Raw genomic sequence first — 20,029 nt, 5'->3', positions numbered from 1 at the left:
GAGCGGGCGCGAGACAATCGGCCGATGTCCATCGCTTCCATGGCCCAGGTATGTCGGCCGGGCTGCGCCGCCTGCTGCACGGCGCCGTCCATCAGCAGCCCCCTGCCCGGCCTGCCCCATGGCAAGCCGGCGGGCGTGCCTTGCCCGCACCTCGACGCCGCGCTGCGCTGCCGCCTGTTCGGCCGGCCCGAGCGCCCGGCCGTCTGCGGCTCGCTGCAACCGCACGCCGACATGTGCGGCGGCACCCGGGAACACGCGATGCAGTGGCTGGGTGAGCTGGAGCGGTTGACCGAGCCCGCGCGCTGAAGCGGACCTCGTTCCCCATGGCGCTCGATGCACGGAAAGCATCGCACGCCTCGAACCACCGGGGGGGACCGTCCACTCAGACCTTCGTGCCCGCAGGTGGCGCGCCAGGCGCATACACGCCTGCCGTGCCCCAGCCTGCCGCGCACCGCAGCGTCAATGCCCACCCGTCACGATGAAACACGAATCACCCCCGCCCCCTCCGCACGGCCGCGATGCCTTCGCCTCCCTCATCAACGCCACCTGCGAACGGGTGGGCGTGGCGCCCGCCCACGCATGGCTCAATCTGGATGTCAAGAACCACCAATGCGCCACCTTCCAGGTGGACGGCGTCGAATGCATCGTGAGCCACCGCTCGATCGATCCCGATGCCCTGTTCATCCACTGCGTGTTCGGGCAGGTGCCCGAGGCGCGCAGCGCCGAAGCGCTGCTGGCCCTGCTCCAGCTGAACATGGCCATGTACGGCGGCGGTTCGCCCACGTTTGGCGCGGACACGGCACGCAACCTGCTGCTCTGCGTGGAGGAGCGCCTGCAAGACATGCGCGCGGAAGATCTCGGACAACGCCTGGAACACCTGGCGATGCAGGCCCTCGGTTGGAGGAAAGCTTGGCTGACTCATGCGTAACCATCTGAACACCTCCCAGGTCGGACGCGCGAATCTCATGGAGATACCGCCCCTGACCGTGCTACCCAACTCCCTGATGAGCATCGGCGAGCTGGCACTGACGGCCACCTGGATGGCCGTGCGCGATAGCCTCGCCACCATCGGCGCCTGCGCGGTGGGATTTGGCGCCACCGTGGGTGCTCGCGAAATTTGCCAGCGCCTGCCAGGCGCGCACCACGCGTTTGCGGCGCTGGACGTCGTCTCGGGGGGCGCGACGGCGTTCGTCTTCGGTGCCGGCGCGTCAGTCGAGCGATGGCGTCCGACGAGGGTGTGGATCGGCGGCGCGGCCGCCGTCGTCTGCGTCGCCCTCACCTTGGCCGCCCTCTACTGCGATGCGGACGCGAACGCCCAAAAAGGGGTGGCCACCAGTTACTTTGGCACGGTCGTGTACAGCCTGACGCGCGAGCTCCTGCAAAACCAGAGCAACCGCCTTTTCCCCGAGGTTCGCCTGGATCCGCGACGCGCCCTGCGCTGGGACGGCGGGCGAGACACCCAAAAGCACTTAGCGCGATTGGGCATCGGCATGGTGACGTACGCGACCACCAGCATCGTCTTGAGCCGCTGGGTGACGCTGCGCGGCATCCTCAGCTCGAACTTCAGCGCCATGGATCAGGAACTGGGCTTGTTCTCGATGGAGTCGTGGTTCGTCTTCGCGCTTCGCGGTGCCAACGAAGGCCTGGATGCCGCCATCGGCTTCGTGCTGCTGGCTGTCTTCTTTCGCGAAGGCCTCCGGCGCGGCCGAGGCTGGGCCAGCAACCACACCGACCCGCTGAAAACGGTGCTGCCGCGGGCCGGCTCCCGCATCAGCACTAACCTGGCCGTCAACGCGATCCAGTCGCTGATTCCGGACAAGGGCTGGTACCTCCCGGCATTGCAGGGACCCACGGCGGCCCGCGGCGCCTTGCTCAACCTGAAACAGGGCCGATGGCAGCCGGCCGACGGACATCTCACACGCGGCGACGGCAATTGCCTGCTGCATGCTGCCGGCGGCGAGATCAACCACGGTGAGTGGGTTTGCGCAGATCCCTGGGCCCTCAGGGCAGACCTGTGCGAGGAAATCCGCAGGCTCGCAGACAGCGAGGACGACAACCGGGTGGCGCAGGGACGTGCCTTCGTGGAACACCACCTGCAGCAGGCGGTTGCCCATCTGAACGCCCAGGCCCATGTGCCCGGGTTCGAACCGGTGCAGGATGGCAGCCGCCTGCTTCGGACCCTACCCGTGGGGCTGCAAACGGCACTCGGTCCGTGCACCACGCACGATCAGCGCGTCCGGGTCGCTGGCCAATGGCTGGCCGATGACACGCAACGGGGCGCCCTCCTCGACGGCGTGGCCGCCTTCTACGCTGGGGACGACACGTATTTGCCGACCCTGGTGCTGCCCTGTCTGGCCCGCACCTTGCAGCAGCCTTTGGCCTTGCACGTGGGCGACACCGATCTCATGTACGACGCCGATGGCAACGTCGTCGACCAACCCGCCGAGGGAACGGTTCACATCCGACACACCGTTTCGCATCGAGGCGAGACTGGCGATCACTTCGAGCGCGTCCAGGCGTCCACGGCACGTCGAGAAGATGGGTGGGAAGACGAGGACACCCTGAATCAAGCCATGCGGCGCGACACATTGGGGGCCACCTTCGACCAGGAAATGTCCATCACCGCCCCACTGAATGGAAATCGGCAAAGCGCTGGCCCTCGAGACCGAACGCCGACACACGTTCAGGCGCCCGTCATCGAATTTCCGACCGAAGAAGAAAGCAAGAAAAAGAACTGACGCGCGGGCCCGTCGTGGCGGGGCACCATGCACAGGTGACAGCGGCCATGCGGGGCTCGCGATAGCATGGCCGCCCTGCCCCACGGAGCGTTCGCATGCACATCCCTTCCCTCAAAGAAGTCGTCAGCGCCGAAGAATGGGCGCTGCGCTGCGACCTCGCCGCCTGCTACCGCCTTGTCGCCGCCTACGGCTGGAGCGACCTGGTCTTCACCCACATCAGCGCCAAGCTGCCCGACAGCGTGAGCGGGGGCGAACACCAGTTCCTTATCAACCCCTATGGCCTCATGTTCGACGAGATCACGGCCAGCAGCCTGGTCAAGGTCGACATGGCCTGCAACAAGCTGCACGACTCGCCCTTTCCGGTGAACCCGGCCGGCTTCGTGATCCACAGCGCCGTGCACGAGGCGCGGCCCGAAGCCGGCTGCGTGCTGCACACCCACACGCGCGCCGGTGTGGGCGTGAGCGCGCAGAAGGCCGGCATCCTGCCCATCAGCCAGCAGAGCACTTTCGTGCTGGCCTCGCTGGCGTACCACGACTACGAAGGCGTGGCCTTCCGCCCCGAGGAGAAGCCGCGCCTGCAGGCCGACCTGGGCCAGGCCAACTACCTCGTGCTGCGCAACCACGGCCTGCTCACCGTGGGCCGCACCATCGCTGACGCGTTTCTCGCCATGTACACCTTCGAGAACACCTGCCGCATCCAGGTCGACGCGCTGGCTGGCGGTGGTGAACTCACGCAGGTCGATCCCCGCATCCTTGCCGGCATGGCCGACGTGATGCGCATCGCCACCGCTGGCCAGGGTTCTCAACTCTCGTGGCCAGCGCTGCTGCGCAAGGTGGAAAGGCTGGACCCGGGTTACCGGACCTGAGGCTCGCTGGTCTTTGTGGCCGCTTGCAACCACTTCGTGCGCCTGTAACGCCCGTTCGAACCCCAGGCCGTGCCCGCCCACTGCTCCTGTGCGGCGGGCGTCGCCGCGTTCCAGAACCGAGACGGCACATGAACAGCTCCATCAACTCCACACTGGCCAACAGCGTCTGGTACGACGACCTGGACATGAGCATGAGCTTGCCGCAAAGCGACGTCCAGGAGGCCTGGCGACCGTTTCAGGATGCCTTGGCCGGCCTGGAGGTCGTCCAGCAAAGAAACCGCAGCAAGCTGGCTCCGGTGAAATCCTACGAGACCACGGTGCACGCAATGATCCGCCCGTGGCCCGAACTGTACGAGGTCCTGATCTTTGCCTGGGGGGGGGCGCATTTCCGTCATCTCCAGGCGCTTACGAAGTGGCGCAGGGCATCGAACGGGCCAAAGAGCAGTGTCTTCTATTCCTGTCGAATCAAGCCTTCAATGACCAGGTTCGCCATGACCTGGTTGAACTGCTCGACAACACATTCCAGGGTCACTACAAGAAGGCACTGCAGAGCGCGGAAGCAGCCTGCCCGGGCGATTACCTCGGTGTCAAACAGCGCATGCACAACCACCTGATGTGGCTGCAAAACAGAATCGCCCTGTTCGTGGAGCACCTGCCTGACAAGCAATCGGGCATTGTGACCGTGGGCGGAAAGACGTACTTGCCCTGCATATCGGAGCTGGAAAGATTTATCCAGGACGCCTGACCGACACAAACGCCGCCATGCCTTCCAGCACGGTGCGCAAGCGCATCAGCTCGCGCGACGTGTCCAGCCGCTTTGACCACGCCGCGATGCGCGACACCCGCTGCAGGCGCGGCAACAAGTGGGCAATGAAGGCACGCAGGGCAGGCCCGCCCGTGCCGCCCCGCTCATAGGCCTGCAGCACGGCCCGCACCGCGCCAGGCCCCAGCGGTTGCAGGTAACGCGCCAGCGAGAGCAGCAACTGCAGCACGTCGTACACCTGCACGGTCTCCAGCGCCATGCCCGGGCGCAGGCGTTCCTCGAAGTCCAGCCGCGCGAAGCGCTGGCCGTCCCAGGTGGTGTTGCGCAACTGGGCGCCGCCATGCCACTGGCCGCGCGCGTGAAAGGCCGCCAGGTCGGCGCTGGCCGCACACATCAGCGGCAGGCGCTCGGCCTCGCCCATGCGGTGCAGCTGAAGGTCCACCGTCTCGCCTATGTCGCCGGTGGTCAGCGAAAACCCGTCGAAGGCCAGCACCGGCGGCACGTGTTCGCCCGCTGCCGCCAAGGCCACGAGGCGCTCGTGTTCGTAGGCCAGCAATGCCCGTGCATCGGTCTGCCGCACCGCGCGCCAGGGCACGGGCACATCCACGAAATGCGCGAACACCCAGATGCCCAGCGACTTGCCCCAGCTGCGCAGCGGCCGGTCGGCGGTCTTGGTCCAGGTCTTGGCGGGCGAAGGGGGGATCGGTTCGGGCAGGCTCACAAGGGCGCGATTATCCCGAAACCGGCCGCACCGGCTAGGGCGCGTCGGCGTAGCGCTGCCGCTCCCAGTCGGTCACCTGCTGGCTCCAGGCGGCCCATTCATCGTGCTTGAGGGCCAGGAACTGGGCGCAGAAGGCCGGTCCGACGGCCTCGCGCAGGGCCGCGTCCGCCGCCAGGGCATCGAGCGCGGCCAGCAGGTCGCGCGGCAGGCGCGCCGGCAAGCCGTCGCCCAGGGCATAGCGCTCGTACAGGTCGTCCTCGCAAGGCGCCACGGACGGCAACGCCTGGTCGACCCCTGAAAGGCCGGCGGCCAAGGTGGCGGCAATGGCCACGTAGACGTTGCACGACGGGTCGGGCAGGCGCCACTCCATGCGCCCGGCCACCCCACGCACGAGGCAGGTGCGGTTGTTGTCGCCCAGGGCCTTCCACACCGGCGACCAGGTGGTGCCCGAGGCGCTGCGGCTCGCGGCCAGCCGCTTGTAGCTGTTGACGGTGGGCGCGCACAGCGCGGCCAGCGCGTCGGCGTGGTGCAACAGGCCGGCGGCGAAGCGATGACCCGTTTCGCTCAGGCCCAGCACGCCGGCCGGGTCGGCCATCACGGGCCGGCCTTGCTCGTCCGTCAGGCTCAGGTGGAAATGCAGGCCGCTGCCCGGCGCGTGGGCCAGCGGTTTGGGCATGGTGGAGAACACCATGCCGTGCCGCCGAGCCACCGCCTGCGCGGCGAGTTTGAAGAGCTGGTAACGGTCGGCGGCGGCGAGCGCGTCGTCGTGGCGGTAGTTGATCTCGTACTGCCCGTTCGCGTCCTCGTGGTCGATCTGTTCCAGCTGGAAGCCCAGCGCATCCAGCGTCTGGCGCATCTCGTCCAGAAAGCCGTGGTTGCGGTCGATGGCCTGCAGGTCGTAGGACGGTTTGGCAAGCCGGTCCTCACCGTCGGCCACGCGCCACTGGCCCTGCGCATCGCGCTGGAGCAGGAAGAACTCGGGCTCGATGCCGACCCACAGCGTCCAGCCGCGCTCGGCCTTCAGGCGCGCCACCTGACGCTGCAGCACCTGGCGCGGGCAGGTGTCCAGCGGCTCGCCGCCGGCATAGCCGTCGCACACCGCGTGCGCCACGCCGGGCATGAAGGGCAAAGGCCGCAGGCTCTCGGGCCGCACCCGGCCCATGTACTCGCTGCGCGCGCCCATGCGCGGCAGGCCGGCGCCCGCGATGCTGGGGCCGGAGAAACCGGCGCCCTGGTCCACGGCCTGCGCCAGGCGCTCCAGCGGGACGAGCTTGCCCTTGGGCGCACCCAGCAGGTCGGTGAAGGTGGCCAGCACCGAGTGGATGCCCTGCGCGCGCAGGACCGCGATGCGCTCGTCCAGCGTGGCCACGAGGCTCAAGCGAACACCTCGGCCAGCGCGGCATCGAACGCGGCCAGACCCTCGGCGAACACGCTGTCCTCGATGGTGAGCGGGAACAGGAAACGGATCACGTTGCCGTACACGCCGCAGGTGAGCAGCAGCAGGCCGCGCTTCAGGGCCGCCATCTGCACCTTCTTCGTGGTGTCGGCATCGGGCGCGCCGGTGGCGGCATCGATGAACTCGCAGGCGACCATGGCGCCCAGGCCGCGCACGTCGCCGATGCGCGTCTTGTATTGCGCGCGCCTCGAGATCAGGTGGGCGATGAGCTGGTCACCCAGCTTCTGGGCGCGCGCGGGCAGCTGCTCTTCTGCCATCACGTCGAGCACAGCGAGCGAGGCCGCGATGGCCAGCGGGTTGCCCGCGTAGGTGCCGCCCAGGCCGCCGGGCGCGGGGCCGTCCATGACCGCGGCCTTGCCGCTCACCGCCGACAGCGTGGTGCCACCGGCCATGCTCTTGGCCATGGTCATGAGGTCGGGGCTCACGCCGAAGTGCTCCATGGCGAACATGCGGCCGGTGCGCGCAAAGCCGGTCTGCACCTCATCGGCGATCAGCAGGATGCCGTGCTGGTCGCACAGCGCGCGCAGCCACTGCACCGCCTCCTTCTGGATCACGTTGAACCCGCCTTCGCCCTGCACCGGCTCGAACACGATGGCCGCCACGCGCGTGGGCTCGATGTCGCATTTGAAGAGCTGTTCCATCGCGTGCTTCGACTCGTCGAGCGAAGCCCCCTGTGCCGGGAAGGGCACGTGGTAGATCTCGGGCGGGAACGGGCCAAAGCCCGCCTTGTAGGGCTGCACCTTGCCGGTGAGCGCCACCGAGAACAGGGTGCGGCCGTGGAAGGCGCCACCGAAAGCGATGACGCCGGTGCGCCCGGTGGACGAGCGCGCGATCTTCATCGCGTTCTCGATCGCCTCGGCACCGGTGGAGAAGAAGGCCGTCTTCACCGGTCCGTCGATCGGCACCAGCGCGTTGATGCGCTCGGCCAGGGCCACGTACTCGGTGTAGGGCACCACCTGGTAGCAGCTGTGTGTGAAGCGCTGCAGCTGCGCGGCGATGGCGGCCTGCACCTTGGGGTGCACGTGGCCGGTGTTGAGCACCGCGATGCCGCCGGCGAAGTCGATGAAGCGGCGGCCCTCGATGTCCCAGAACTCGGCGTTCTTCGCCTTCTCGATGAAGAAGTCGCCGAACACGCCCACGCCGCGCGGCGTGGCGGCCTGGCGGCGCGCGTGCCAGGCGGCGTTGGTGTGCGGTGCGTTCAGGTTCTCGGCTTTCTGCGGTGCGTTCATGGGAGGTCTCCTCAGAGGGGGCTGTCGATCCGGATCCAGGTGGTTTTCGTCTCGGTGTACTTGTCGAAGGCGTGCAGCGACTTGTCGCGGCCCACGCCGCTTTGCTTGAAGCCGCCGAAGGGCACGGTGATGTCGTCCTCGTCGTACTGGTTCACGTGCACCGTGCCCGCGCGCAGCGCGCGCGCCACGCCGTGCGCCTTGTTGATGTCGCGCGTCCACACCGCCGCCTGTAGGCCATAGATGTTGCTGTTGGCCTGCTTCACCACGTCGGCCGCGTCGGTGAACGACAGCACCGAAAGCACCGGGCCGAAGATTTCCTCGCGCGCGATGGTCATGGTATTGGTCACGCCGTCGAAGATGGTGGGCTGCACGTACAGACCGCCCTTCACCGGTTCGACCGCCTCGCCGCCGGCCAGCAGCTTCGCGCCCTCCTGCCGGCCGCTCTCGATGTAGCGCAACACGGTGTCGAGCTGGGTCCTGTCGACGATGGCGCCCATCACCGTGCTTTTCTCCAGCGGGTTGCCCGGCTGGTACTGCGGCACCAGTTTCAGGGCCTTCTCCAGGAAGGCGTCCTTGATCGAGGCCTCGACGAACAGACGCGAAGGCGCGTTGCAGCTCTCGCCCTGGTTGAAGAAGATGCTGCCCACCGCGGCCTCCACCGCCTTGTCGAGGTCGGGGCAGTCGGCGAACACGATGTTGGGCGACTTGCCACCCAGCTCGGTCCAGGCGCGCTTCAAGTTGCTCTGCCCGGCCATCACGTGGATCTGCTTGCCCACGCGCGTGCTGCCCGTGAAGGCAATGCAGTCCACGTCCATGTGCAGCGCCAGCGGGCTGCCGGCTTCGGCGCCGTAGCCGGGCACCACGTTGAACACGCCGGGCGGGATGCCGGCCGCCAGCGCCAGCTCGGCCAGGCGCAGCGCCGTGAGGGGCGATTTCTCGCTCGGCTTGAGCACCACCGAGTTGCCGGCCGCGAGTGCGGGCGCGATCTTCCAGGCCGCCATGATCATGGGGTAGTTCCAGGGCACGATCACCCCCACCACGCCCACGGGCTCGCGCGTGATCAGCGCCAGCGCGGTGCTGGGCGTGGGCGCGATCTCGTCGTACACCTTGTCCACCGCCTCGCCGTACCAGCGGATGCAGTTGGCCGCGCTGTTCACGTCCACGCTGCGCGCGTACTTCACGGGCTTGCCCATGTCCAGGGTTTCGGTGAGCGCGAGTTCGTCGGCGTGGGCGATCAGTTGCTCGGCAAACTTGATCATGACTCGCTTGCGCTGCGCGGGTGCCATGCCGCTCCAGCGGCGGTCCTCGAAGGCCGCGCGAGCGGCGGCCACGGCGGCGTCGATGTCGGCCTCGCCGCAGCGCGCCACGGCGGTGAGCAGGCGGCCGTCCACCGGCGAAATGCAGTCAAAGGTCTGGCCGTCGCGCGCGGCGATGCGTTCGCCGTTGATGAAAGCGCGGCCGTCGAAGGAGAGGTCGGTCATGGAGCGGGTTCCGGGGTAGCAGGGCCAGAGATTGGCCCCATGCTACGCCCGAAACCCGTCAAGCAGCGTGTCCACTTTTCCTGGCGGGCGGCAATCCAGTGGCGGCGCCCTCCGCCACCTGGCCTATGGGTTCGCCCGGGCCACCCGGTCGATGGGAGCGTTCGCCTGCTGTGCCGTGTCGGGTTGACCCGTCACACCGTCGTAGATGGCTTTGCCAATGGTGCCAACACCGGACACCACGCTGGCCACAGCAGCCACCCATGCAGACAGGGGCCCAAGTGCCAATCCCAACCCAAAAGCGGCGAACCCTTTCATCGCTTCGTCGCCTTTCGCCGAATTGTTCCGGCCCTCCTGCGCTCCGACTAGAGGGCTCACGAGAATGGCGATGCCCCCAATCAAGGCCAAACCGGGCCATAGCGGGATGATCGCAACCCCAATCGCGGCCAATACCAAGCCACCGATCATCTTCAATCCACCAATGAACCCTCGCCACAATGGACCGCCGGACGGCGTAAAAGAAAAGAACTCCTTGATCTTTCCCCACAGGCTCTTCGTGGTTTCTTTGAGTGCGGCCAGTCTTCCTGAGGGCGCCGGCGGTTGCTCGATCCCTCCTCGGGAGGCGGCCACCCGCTCGCCTCCTCCGGGTCCGGGTCCGGGTCTTTCAAGGTTGTTGGCACGGAACTCGATGTGAGCGTCATCTTCTCCCACGGGGTTCAGGTCGACGCGCCCAGCAGGCGCGCTGGCGGACACGTTGTTGCTCAAGTCAAGGTTAGGCATGCAATGCTCCAAAAAAACAAACAATCACTCACGCTCGAATCATTCGCGAAGATGCCGCGCTTCGATCCCCCTTTGCAATTTCGTCGCAAAGCTGCTGCCACATCGTCTTGGCCTGAGCCACAGCATCTTTGAGAGACGTCAACAACTCACGCCCTGTGGCCTCGTCGTCAAGCATTACCTGAACCGTCAGCACGACGTGGTTGTCTCTGGGATTCAAGCCAAAGACGAACAAGCCACCGATACCGCTGATGTAGTTGTTGACCAGCAAAGCCGTCAGCATGGCCGTTGGGTGCTTATGCGATCTTGGCAATGCCTGCAGATCCATCCGAAGCTGCAAGCGCCTGGGATCAAACGCTTCGTCATAAACCAACAGAAGATCGACGCCATCGATACAGAGTCGCCCGTCTTCAATGAGCCGAAGAGGCTCTTGCAAACCTGCCAGGTCGCAGAATTCATGGATGATCCTGCGGTAGTGTTCTGAACCCGCCATCTACGCCCCCGCCACCAAATACGATTTCAGTGAAGCCGGGGGAGCGGAAGTTCATCGAAACCGCCACCAGCAGGCGCTGGATTGCCGCTCAAATGCACGGCAGACAGCTCTTTTTGAACGATGTGCCGGGACAAGGGAACGCGCTGCAAGGATCCCCCTGTCGTGCCTCGCCCTTGCCCACCCGGACACTGCACGTGACGCACATCGAACAGCAGCAGACCACCGCCCCCAGAATACCTCCCGTCAGAAGACTCCCCGCAGCGATGCCACCGTAGTAGGTCATGCAACGGGCCTTCCGAACCACCGGAACATCCGTTTCCTGACAACAGCAATACGCGGTGCAGCAATCCTTGAAATCGTCGGTGGCCCGCCTCTTGATCTGCGCATTCCCAATGGGCTGGTTGTTCGCGATAACGACCGGAATCTGCTTTGACACGCCGCCAATGTCCTCATGCACTGCCGATCGGTTGAAACCCGGCCCGACGCCTGAAGGACGGATCACGACCGGCAACACATAGTGGCTCCCGATGTCATGCAGGTTGTTCTGAATCTGTTCTCGGGAAAGCGCATCGGGTTCTGAAACATGGCGCCGACCCTCCAATGGGTCCACGTCCACGCTGAAGCTCACATGATCGGGACGGATCACGCCAAGGGCGGCGGACAGATCGAGATTCACCGGAGGATGGGCCTGGATGTTGTTGTTCATGGCGTTGTCAGTTGATTGAGGTGTTGCGACGGAGGTCTTCCATGGTGTCCGTCCAGTGCCGGAACAGAACGCCCAGCATGTCAAAGGCGGTCCGCAGTTCGGAAGCCGTCGTGGTGGGCGACGCCGCGATCCGGGTGGTCAGCACGGACTCTTCCGAGCCGGGCTCCAAGCTGAACACGGTCGCGTCCAACCCCCAGTCGTGATTGGCCATGAGCATGGACCGATGACATCCGGAGCGGATGTGGACGGGAATCTCCCCCATCTCGACGCGAACCAGGATGTGATGGGCGCTGATGCGGGGCTCGAAGTGAATGGCCACACGACGCCCATCCACGGTGAGCAGGCCATCGCGCAAGAGATCGTCGGGATCGAGCCGCTCCTGCTCACAGAAGCGCCGAATGAGGCTCTGGTAATCCTCGGTGTTCATGGTTTCCTATGGGGTGAATGCGGATCAGAGGCAAGTGAAGGGCATTCGGCGAAAGTTCAGCCAGCGATGAAAAAGGCCACCCGAAGGTGGCCTTTGAACGTTGAACACGAGCTCGCTCAGCTCTTGAGCGCCGCCGCAATCTCCCGCTCGCGCCGCCGCGTGGCGCGCGCCACCCAGATCGCGTAGCTCACGATCACGATGGTCACCGTGACGATCAGCAGCGTGGCCGCGGCGTAGATGGTCGGGTTGATGCCGCGCCGCGCGTAACCGAAGATCACCTGCGGCAGCGTGTTCACGCCCGGGCCGGAGAGGAACTCGGAAATCACCACGTCGTCGAACGACAGCGTGAAGGCCAGCAGGAAGGCCGCGAGCAGTGCCTGGAAGATGTTGGGCAGCGTGATCAGGAAGAACACCTGGTGCGGCCGGGCGCCGAGGTCCATGGCGGCGTCCTCGATCGAGCGGTCCATCTCCAGCAGCCGCGACTGGATCACCACCACACCATAGGCCATGCCCAGCAGCGTGTGGCCCAGGATGATGGTGAGCATGCCGCGCTGCGGCCAGCCGAACAGGTTTTGCGCGCCCACGGCCAGCAGCAGCAGCGACAGGCCGATGATCACCTCGGGCATCACCAGCGGCGCGTTCACCATGCCGCTGAAGATGGTGCGGCCGAGGAAGCGGCGGTAGCGCACCAGCACGAAGGCCGCGAAGGTGGCCAGCACCGCCGACAGCAGGCCGGTGATGGCCGCCACCTTGAGCGAGAGCCAGAAGCCTTCGACGATCTTGGTGTCGCGCGTGAGCGCCTCGTACCAGCGCAGCGAGAAGCCGGTGAAGCGCGCGTCCTGCCGGGTGCTGTTGAACGAGAACACGATCATGAACACCAGCGGCAGGTACAGGAACGCGTAGACCAGCGTGAGCCAGGCCTTGCCGAAGTGTCTTTCAAGCAGTTGTTTCATGGTCCGGCTCCTCAGCGCTTGTCGGCGGGATCGCTGCTGTAGTGGTAGTACAGCGCCAGCGGGATCACGATCAGCGCGATCATCACCACCGCCAGCGCGGTCGCGCGCGGCCAGTCGTTGGCGGTGAACATCTCGTCCCACACCACGCGCCCGATCATGAGGTTCTCCGGGCCGCCCAGCAGCGAGGGGATCACGAACTCGCCCACGCAGGGGATGAAGACCAGCATGAAGCCCGCGATGATGCCGGCCTTGGACAGCGGCACCGTGATCAGCCAGAAGGCCTTGAACGGCGAGGTGCCCAGGTCGTAGGCGGCCTCCAGCAGGCGGAAGTCCATCTTCACCAGGTTGGCGTAGAGCGGCAGGATCATGAACGGCAGGTACACGTAGGTCATGCCGATCAGCATCGACACGTTGGTGTACAGCATGGGAATGGGCTCGCTGGTCAGGCCAACCGCCATCAGCAGCCGGTTGAGCACGCCCTGGTCGGCCAGGATGCCCTTCCAGGCATAGACGCGCAGGAGGAACGAGGTCCAGAACGGCAGCATCACCATCAGCAGCAGGGCCGGCCGGATGCTGGCGGGCGAGCGCGCGATGAAGTAGGCGAAGGGGTAGCCGATGGCCAGGCACAGCACGGCCGTGCACAGCGCGTACCAGATCGATCGCAGGTAGGCGTCGATGTAGAGCGTGCGGAACAGCGGGGCACCCTCTTCCGTGCGGAAGATCGCGAGGTAGTTCTCGTACTTCAGGCTCAGGATGCCGCTCACCGGGTCCCAGATGGGCTTGAACGGGCTGATGTCACCGCCCATGTCCACGAAGCTGATGTACAGCAGGATCAGGAAGGGCAGGAAGAAGAACAGGATCAGCCAGCCATAAGGCACGCCGATCACGAAGCGCTTGCCGGGGATAGGAACAGAAGCCATTTTTGGAATCCCGCCGTTATGTAGGTTTACCAAACACGTTGAAACCAGGGGTGCGGAGGACCCGGCTTCGCCGGGCCTCTCGCGCCGTCCCCCCTTCCAGGGGGGAAGCCGCGAAGCGGCGCAGGGGGGTCATCCCTAATCCCTGAGCACCACGCCGGCGCGGTCGTCCCACCAGAAGTACACGTCGTCTTCCCAGGTGATGTCGGAGAGGTCGTGGCGAGAGGTGTTGGCCTCGGTGATCTTGACCTTGCTGCCGTCGGTGGCCAGCACGATGTAGGTGTTGTACGAGCCGAAGTAGGCGATTTCCTTGACCTTGCCGGTGAACAGGTTGGGGACGGCGCCGTCCGGTCGCTGCTTGCCGATCTCGATCTTCTCGGGCCGCACCGCGATCGCCACCGGCATGTTGAGCGTGCCGCTCACGCCATGGCCGACGTGGATTTCCCCGATGCCGGTGGTGGCCGCGCAGCGGTCGGTCTCGTCCACGGTGAGCCGGCCTTCGAACAGGTTGACGTTGCCGATGAAGTCCGCCACGAAGCGGTTGCTCGGGTGCTCGTAGATCTCTTCGGGCGTGCCCACCTGCAGCACGCGGCCCTTGCTCATGATGGCGATGCGGCTGGCCATGGTCATGGCCTCTTCCTGGTCGTGCGTGACCATCACCACCGTCACGCCCACCTTCTCGATGATGTTGACGAGCTCGAACTGCGTCTGCTCGCGCAGCTTCTTGTCCAGCGCGCCCAGCGGTTCGTCGAGCAGCAGCATCTTGGGCCGCTTGGCCAGGCTGCGCGCCAGCGCGACGCGCTGCTGCTGGCCGCCGGAGAGCTGGTGCGGCTTGCGCCTGGCGTAGGGCGTGAGCTGCACCAGGGCCAGCATCTCGTCGGTGCGCTGCTGGATCTCGGCCTTGGGCAGGCCTTCTCGCTTGAGGCCGAAGGCCACGTTCTCCCAGATGTCCAGGTGCGGGAACAGCGCGTAGGACTGGAACATCATGTTGACCGGGCGGTCGTAGGGCGGCATGGCCGCCACGTCCTGGCCGCCGAGCAGGATGCGCCCGGAGGTGGGCTTCTCGAAGCCCGCGAGCATGCGCAGCAGGGTGGACTTGCCACAGCCCGAGCTGCCCAGCAGCGCGAAGATCTCGCCCTTGCCGATCGATAGCGACACCTCGTCGACCGCGACCGCTTCATCGAAGCGTTTGACCAGTTTCTCGGTCACCAGAAAACCCGTTGTGTCTGCCATGTGGATGTCCGTTTCTTCTTCGCTGGACCAACAAAAAAAGAGCCGCTCAACCGGGGAGGATGAGCGGCCCTTCTACCTGAGTAAGGGAACGGTGGTGCTTACTTGCCGCGTTTGAAGGCGTTGTAGGTTTCGTTGACGACGCCGGAGACGTCGTTGGAGAAGCCGCCGGTGGCGATCAGGCGGGCCGTGTCTTCCGGACCCAGGAAGATCGTCTTGTTGCCTTTGACCTCGTCCTTGATGTCGGCCAGCGCGGCCTTGTTGCCGGTGGGGTAGTTCAGTTCGTTGGCCATGGCCGCGGCGTTGGCGGCGCGCAGGTAGAAGTCCATGAAGACGTGCGCGTTGTTCACGTGCTTGGCGTCCTTGGGGATCGCCATGGTGTCGATGAACACCAGACCGCCGCCGGTGGGCAGCAGGGGCACGATCTCGTCCTTGCCACCGGTTTCCTTCACGCGGCCGGCAGCGATGTTGATGTCGCCGGACCAGCCGATGAAGGCGCAGGCCTTGCCGCCGGCGATGTCGTCGATCATGGTGCTGGAGAACAGGCGCACGTCCTTGCGCACCTTCTTGAGCATCTCACCGGCGAGTTTGAAGTCTTCCGGGTTCTCGCTGTACGCAGGCTTGCCGACGTAGTGCAGCGCGACCGGCAGGATCTCGCTGGGCGAGTCCAGGTAGGCGATGCCGCAGGACTTGAGCTTGCTGGAGTACTCGGGCTTGAAGACCAGGTCCCAGGCGTTCTCGGGCATGGGCATGCCGCCCAGCGCCTTCTCGACCTTCTGCTTGTTGATGCCCACGGTGGTGAAGCCCCAGGCCCACGGCACCAGGTGCTTGTTGTCCGGGTCCACGCCAGCGATCTTCGCCATGAAGTCGGCGTCGAGGTTGCCGTAGTTCTTGAGCTTGCTCTTGTCGATCGGCTGGTACAGGCCGCCGTCGATCTGCTTCTTGGCGAAGCCGGCGGTGGGGATCACGATGTCGTAGCCCGAGTTGCCGGCCACCAGCTTGGCGTGCAGCGCTTCGTTGTTCTCGAAGGTGTCGTAGTTCACCTTGACGCCGTATTCCTTCTCGAAGTCGGCGATCAGGGTTTCGGTGATGTAGTCGGGCCAGTTGTAGACGTTGAGGACCTTCTCATCGTCCAGCACCGGGCCGGCCGGCGCGGCAGGGGCCGCCGCCACGGGCGCCGGTGCCGCAGGAGCGGCCACCGGCTCCTCTTTCTTGCCACAGGCGGCCAGCAGGATCGCCGACATCGCCAGAACCAGGACTTGCTTTTTCATGGTGTTGCTCACTCCAGGGAGGTTATTGACCGAAAGAACTCAACCGGGCAGGGCTGTCATGCCTGAACGTGCTAGCAATATTCAGACCCGGCACCGGACAGCGCCGCCAGACACGGGGTCGGCAGAATATCCGGAAAACATTCTAGTCAAGCCAGCTGGCCCTCGGCACGCAACTCTTCCAGGGTCGCGTCCAGGCAGCGGTGGATGAGGTCCATCATCTCGTCGACCTGGGCGCGCGTCATCACCAGCGGCGGGGCGATGATCATGCGGTCGCCCACGGCGCGCATGATCAGGCCGTTCCTGAAGCAGTGCGCGCGGCACTTCATGCCCACACCCAAGGCCTCGTCGAACATCTGCTTCTTGGCCTTGTCCTTCACCAGCACCAGACCGCCGACGAAACCGCAGGTCTGGGCCGCGCCCACCAGCGGATGCTGCTCCAGCGCATCGAAGCGTTCGGCCAGGTAGGGGCCGGTGTCGTCCTTCACGCGCTCGACCAGCTTCTCGCGCTCCATGAGCTCGATGTTGGCCAGCGCCACCGCGCAGGCCACCGGGTGCCCGCTGTAGGTGTAGCCGTGGTTGAACTCGCCGCCCTTCTCGATCAGCACCTTCGCCACCCGATCACCCACCATCACGCCGCCCAGCGGGATGTAGCCGCTGGTCACGCCCTTGGCGAAGGTGATCAGGTCGGGCCGGTAGCCGAATTTCTCGTAGGCGAACCAGTGACCCAGGCGGCCGAAGGCGCAGATCACCTCGTCGGAGATCAGCAGGATGCCGTGCTTGTCGACGATGCGCTGGATCTCGGGCCAGTAAGTCTCCGGCGGGATGATCACGCCGCCGGCGCCCTGCACCGGCTCGGCGATGAAGGCCGCCACCTTGTCGGCGCCGATGGAGAGGATCTTCTCTTCCAGCCAGCGCGCCGCGCGCAGGCCGAAGTCGGCCTCGGTCTCGCCGGGGTTGGCGTTCTCGAAGAAGTGCGGCTGCTCGATGTGCACGATGTCGGGGATGGGCAGGTCGCCCTGGGCGTGCATGCCGCTCATGCCGCCCAGCGACGCGCCGGCCATGGTGCTGCCGTGGTAGGCGTTGTGGCGGCTGATGATGACCTTGCGCTGCGGCTGGCCCAGCAGGTCCCAGTAGCGGCGCACCATGCGCACGTTGGTGTCGTTGCTCTCGCTGCCGCTGGAGCTGAAGAACACGTGCTCGAACTTGCGCCCGCCCACCTGCGGCGCGAGCTGCGCCAGCTTGGTCGCCAGCTGCACCGCCGGCACGTTGGTGGTCTGGAAGAAGGTGTTGTAGAACGGCAGCGTCATGGTCTGCTGGTAACCGGCGTCGGCCAGCTCCTTGCGGCCGTAGCCGGCGTTGACGCACCACAGGCCGCTCATGGCGTCGAGGATCTTCGCGCCCTCGGAATCCCAGATGTAGATGTTGTCGGCACGCGTGATCACGCGCGAGCCGCGCGTGGCCAAGTCACCGTGGTCGGTGAAGGGGTGGATGAAGTGCGCGCTGTCCAGCGCCTGGATGGCCTTGGTGTCCTGCTGCTCGGCGCGGCGGACCAGCGCGGGCGGGGCGATGAGGGTCGAGGTGTTCATGCGGGGTCTCTTCTTTCAAACTCAGACGTGCAGCAACAGGTGTTCGCGTTCCCAGGGCGAGATCACCTTCATGAACTCGTCGAACTCCAGCTCCTTGATCTCGGTGTAGATGGTGATGAACTCTTTGCCCAGCACGTCGTGCAGATCGGTCTCGCGGCGCAGCCAGTCCAGCGCCTCGCCCAGGCTGCGCGGCAGCGAGTAGGGCGAGAGGTAGGCATCGCCCTTCATCTCGGGCTTGGGCTTGATCTTGTTCTTCAGGCCCAGGTAGCCGCAGGCCAGCGTCATGGCCATCGCCACGTACGGGTTGGCGTCGGCGCCGATCACGCGGTTCTCCACGCGCCGCGCCTCGGGGCTGGAGATCGGCGAGCGGATGCCCACCGTGCGGTTGTCGTGGCCCCACTCGATGTTGATCGGCGCGGCCGTGTGGCGCGAGAGGCGCCGGTAGCTGTTCACGTAGGGCGCGACCAGCACCATGGCCGCCGGGATGTAGCGCTGCAGGCCTCCGATGTAGTGGTAGAAGGCCTCGGAGGGCGTGCCGTCGTCGTTGCTGAAGATGTTCTTGCCGGAGGCCTTGTTCAGGATGCTCTGGTGCACGTGCATGGCCGAGCCGGGCTCGCCCGCGATCGGCTTGGCCATGAAGGTGGCGTACATGTCGTGCCGCAGCGCCGACTCGCGCACCGTGCGCTTGAAGAAGAACACCTCGTCGGCCAGGCCCAGCGGGTGGGCGTGGAAGAAGTTGATCTCCATCTGCCCCGCGCCGGCCTCGTGGATCAGCGTGTCCACGTTGAGCTTCATCTTGTCGCAGTAGTCGTAGATCTCCTCGAACAGCGGGTCGAACTCGTTGACCGCGTCGATGCTGTACGACTGGCGCGAGGTCTCGGCGCGGCCGCTGCGCCCGATGGGGGCCTTGAGCAGCGTGTTCGGGTCGGTGTTGCGCGCCGTCAGGTAGAACTCCAGTTCGGGCGCGACCACCGGGTCCAGGCCCTCGGCGTCGAACAGGTCGCACACGTGGCGCAGCACGCTGCGCGGCGCGAACGGCACCAGCTTGCCGGCGTGGTCGAAGCAGTCGTGGATCACCTGTGCCGTCGGGTCGGTGGCCCAGGGCACGATGCGCGCGGTGGTCGGGTCCGGGCGCAGCTGCATGTCGCGGTCGGTCGGCTCGATCACGTCGTAGTACGGCCCGCTGGCCGGAAACTCCCCGGTCACCCCCATGGCCACGATGCCCTGGGGCAGTCGCATGCCCCGGTCCTCGGTGAACTTCTCACGCGGCAGGATCTTGCCGCGCGCCACGCCAGTCAGGTCGGGCACCAGGCACTCGACTTCGGTCACGCGGTTCTGGTTGAGCCAGTTCTCCAGATCGTTGAAGCTCATCTTTTGGGGGGCTGTCATGTGCCATCTCCTGGGGTTGGTGTTGTGCGTGATTCCAGAGGCATCGAGGGTCCGGCTCCGCCGGCCCGAGATGCCGTCCCCCCTCCCAGCGCCGAAGGCGCGCCAGAGAGGGGGGAAGCCGCGCAGCGGCGCAGGGGGGTGTTCATGCTCTCGCCAGGTCGGCGTGTTGCAGGCGCAGGTTCATGCGCTGGCGGCAGGCACGGCCGAAGGCCTCGAAGATCGCGGCGTAGAAAGGGGTTTCCCAGCAGCGCCACTCGGGGTGGAACTGCACGGCGTAGGCGAAGGTTCGCGCGCCGCGCACACCGAAGGCCTCCACCAGGCCGTCGGGCGCGTGCGCCAGGGCGTCGAGCCCGGCGGCCAGGCGGTTGATGCCCTGGCCGTGCAGCGAGTTGACCTGCGTCTCAGGGCCGCCGGCCCATTCCTCGAACACGCTGCCCGGCGCGAAGCGGATGGCGTGGCGCGGCGCGTACTGCTCGTCGGGCGGCGCGGTCTTGGGTTCGCGGTGGTCCATCATGCCGGGCACCTCGTGCACGCGCTGGTGCAGCGTGCCGCCCAGGGCCACGTTGATCTCCTGGAAACCGCGGCAGATGCCCAGCAGCGGCACGCCCTCGTGCACACAGGCCTTCACCAGCGCCAGCGTGAGCAGGTCGCGGTCGGCGTCCAGCGGCAGGCTGGGGTCGGCCACGTCCTCGTCGAAATGGGAGGGGTGCACGTTGGAGGGTGAGCCGGTCAGCATCACGCCGTCCACCAGGGCCAGCAGTTCGCTGATCTGGCCGGTGTCGGCCAGCGGGAACATCACCGGCTGGGCATCCGCCCCGACCTTGACGGCCCGGGCGTATTTGTCACCCAGCAACAGAAAGGGCATCTGATGCCCGTGATCGCCCATCAGGCGGTGGTCGGCAGGCAGCCAGACCATGCAAGGTGGCTTGTTCATGAAGACTCCAGACAATGGCATTCATTGTGGGGGGCCAATTGGATTGGAACGAGGGCCATTTGGCCCCATGTTATGGTGCCAATGGCTCCCCCCTG

The 20,029-nt window shown here is 66.0% G+C and carries 20 protein-coding genes; 5 read left to right on the top strand and 15 right to left on the bottom strand.

Annotation, left to right across the window (positions count from 1 at the left end; all coding sequences use genetic code 11):
* Nucleotides 1–39 precede the first annotated feature (39 nt).
* The 5 genes from ACODTB_RS16490 (at nucleotide 40) to ACODTB_RS16470 (ending at nucleotide 4,349) form a co-directional block, all read left to right on the top strand.
* A complete protein-coding gene (locus tag ACODTB_RS16490) occupies nucleotides 40–306 on the top strand; it encodes a YkgJ family cysteine cluster protein (protein WP_291116500.1) in 267 nt (88 codons plus the stop codon).
* Nucleotides 307–478: 172 nt separating this feature from the next.
* Complete coding sequence (locus tag ACODTB_RS16485; RefSeq protein WP_291116492.1) at nucleotides 479–928, top strand: CesT family type III secretion system chaperone; 450 nt, start codon at nucleotides 479–481, stop codon at nucleotides 926–928.
* On the top strand, nucleotides 921–2,738 hold the full coding sequence (locus ACODTB_RS16480; protein WP_291116488.1) for an OTU domain-containing protein: 1,818 nt from the start codon (nucleotides 921–923) through the stop codon (nucleotides 2,736–2,738). The genes ACODTB_RS16485 and ACODTB_RS16480 overlap by 8 nt, the downstream gene beginning before the upstream one ends.
* Before the next feature lie 95 nt (nucleotides 2,739–2,833).
* The gene (locus ACODTB_RS16475) at nucleotides 2,834–3,604 is read left to right on the top strand and encodes a class II aldolase/adducin family protein (RefSeq protein ID WP_291116485.1); all 771 of its coding nucleotides are present in this window, start codon (nucleotides 2,834–2,836) and stop codon (nucleotides 3,602–3,604) included.
* A gap of 412 nt (nucleotides 3,605–4,016) precedes the next feature.
* The gene (locus ACODTB_RS16470) at nucleotides 4,017–4,349 is read left to right on the top strand and encodes a hypothetical protein (protein WP_488929486.1); all 333 of its coding nucleotides are present in this window, start codon (nucleotides 4,017–4,019) and stop codon (nucleotides 4,347–4,349) included.
* Here ACODTB_RS16470 and ACODTB_RS16465 read toward each other — a convergent pair.
* From ACODTB_RS16465 to ACODTB_RS16395, 15 genes are all read right to left on the bottom strand, one after another.
* On the bottom strand, nucleotides 4,333–5,088 hold the full coding sequence (locus ACODTB_RS16465) for a BUD32 family EKC/KEOPS complex subunit (protein WP_291116479.1): 756 nt from the start codon (nucleotides 5,086–5,088) through the stop codon (nucleotides 4,333–4,335). The two genes, ACODTB_RS16470 and ACODTB_RS16465, sit on opposite strands and share 17 nt — an antisense overlap.
* A 34-nt stretch (nucleotides 5,089–5,122) precedes the next feature.
* The gene (glnT, locus tag ACODTB_RS16460) at nucleotides 5,123–6,457 is read right to left on the bottom strand and encodes a type III glutamate--ammonia ligase (RefSeq protein WP_366833419.1); all 1,335 of its coding nucleotides are present in this window, start codon (nucleotides 6,455–6,457) and stop codon (nucleotides 5,123–5,125) included.
* A 5-nt stretch (nucleotides 6,458–6,462) separates the two neighbouring features.
* Nucleotides 6,463–7,773, bottom strand: coding sequence for a 4-aminobutyrate--2-oxoglutarate transaminase (gabT, locus tag ACODTB_RS16455; protein WP_291116473.1), 1,311 nt, complete (start codon nucleotides 7,771–7,773; stop codon nucleotides 6,463–6,465).
* Nucleotides 7,774–7,784: 11 nt separating this feature from the next.
* Nucleotides 7,785–9,254, bottom strand: a complete 1,470-nt coding sequence (locus tag ACODTB_RS16450) for an aldehyde dehydrogenase (protein ID WP_291116470.1) — start codon at nucleotides 9,252–9,254, stop codon at nucleotides 7,785–7,787.
* Nucleotides 9,255–9,377: 123 nt separating this feature from the next.
* On the bottom strand, nucleotides 9,378–10,031 hold the full coding sequence (locus ACODTB_RS16445) for a hypothetical protein (protein ID WP_291116467.1): 654 nt from the start codon (nucleotides 10,029–10,031) through the stop codon (nucleotides 9,378–9,380).
* Between the two features lie 28 nt (nucleotides 10,032–10,059).
* The gene (locus tag ACODTB_RS16440; RefSeq protein ID WP_291116464.1) at nucleotides 10,060–10,521 is read right to left on the bottom strand and encodes a type III secretion system chaperone family protein; all 462 of its coding nucleotides are present in this window, start codon (nucleotides 10,519–10,521) and stop codon (nucleotides 10,060–10,062) included.
* Between the two features lie 88 nt (nucleotides 10,522–10,609).
* A complete protein-coding gene (locus ACODTB_RS16435; protein ID WP_291116461.1) occupies nucleotides 10,610–11,227 on the bottom strand; it encodes a hypothetical protein in 618 nt (205 codons plus the stop codon).
* Between the two features lie 7 nt (nucleotides 11,228–11,234).
* Nucleotides 11,235–11,654: a type III secretion system chaperone family protein gene (locus ACODTB_RS16430; RefSeq protein WP_291116458.1), complete on the bottom strand. Its 420-nt coding sequence runs from the start codon at nucleotides 11,652–11,654 to the stop codon at nucleotides 11,235–11,237.
* A gap of 116 nt (nucleotides 11,655–11,770) precedes the next feature.
* Entirely contained in the window at nucleotides 11,771–12,607 is an 837-nt protein-coding gene (locus tag ACODTB_RS16425) for an ABC transporter permease (protein ID WP_291116454.1), read from the bottom strand.
* An 11-nt stretch (nucleotides 12,608–12,618) separates the two neighbouring features.
* Nucleotides 12,619–13,527, bottom strand: a complete 909-nt coding sequence (locus ACODTB_RS16420; RefSeq protein ID WP_291116451.1) for an ABC transporter permease — start codon at nucleotides 13,525–13,527, stop codon at nucleotides 12,619–12,621.
* Nucleotides 13,528–13,662: 135 nt separating this feature from the next.
* On the bottom strand, nucleotides 13,663–14,757 hold the full coding sequence (locus ACODTB_RS16415; RefSeq protein WP_291116448.1) for an ABC transporter ATP-binding protein: 1,095 nt from the start codon (nucleotides 14,755–14,757) through the stop codon (nucleotides 13,663–13,665).
* 98 nt (nucleotides 14,758–14,855) lie between these two features.
* Nucleotides 14,856–16,025: an extracellular solute-binding protein gene (locus ACODTB_RS16410; protein WP_291116446.1), complete on the bottom strand. Its 1,170-nt coding sequence runs from the start codon at nucleotides 16,023–16,025 to the stop codon at nucleotides 14,856–14,858.
* Between the two features lie 146 nt (nucleotides 16,026–16,171).
* Entirely contained in the window at nucleotides 16,172–17,611 is a 1,440-nt protein-coding gene (locus tag ACODTB_RS16405) for an aspartate aminotransferase family protein (protein WP_488929485.1), read from the bottom strand.
* Between the two features lie 21 nt (nucleotides 17,612–17,632).
* On the bottom strand, nucleotides 17,633–19,000 hold the full coding sequence (locus ACODTB_RS16400) for a glutamine synthetase family protein (protein ID WP_291116441.1): 1,368 nt from the start codon (nucleotides 18,998–19,000) through the stop codon (nucleotides 17,633–17,635).
* A gap of 142 nt (nucleotides 19,001–19,142) precedes the next feature.
* On the bottom strand, nucleotides 19,143–19,934 hold the full coding sequence (locus tag ACODTB_RS16395; protein ID WP_291116438.1) for a gamma-glutamyl-gamma-aminobutyrate hydrolase family protein: 792 nt from the start codon (nucleotides 19,932–19,934) through the stop codon (nucleotides 19,143–19,145).
* Nucleotides 19,935–20,029 lie beyond the last annotated feature (95 nt).

The organism is Hydrogenophaga sp. FG152 (assembly GCF_057809615.1).
Note: the sequence above shows the minus strand (reverse complement) of the source record. Positions and strands in the feature narration are given on the sequence as shown.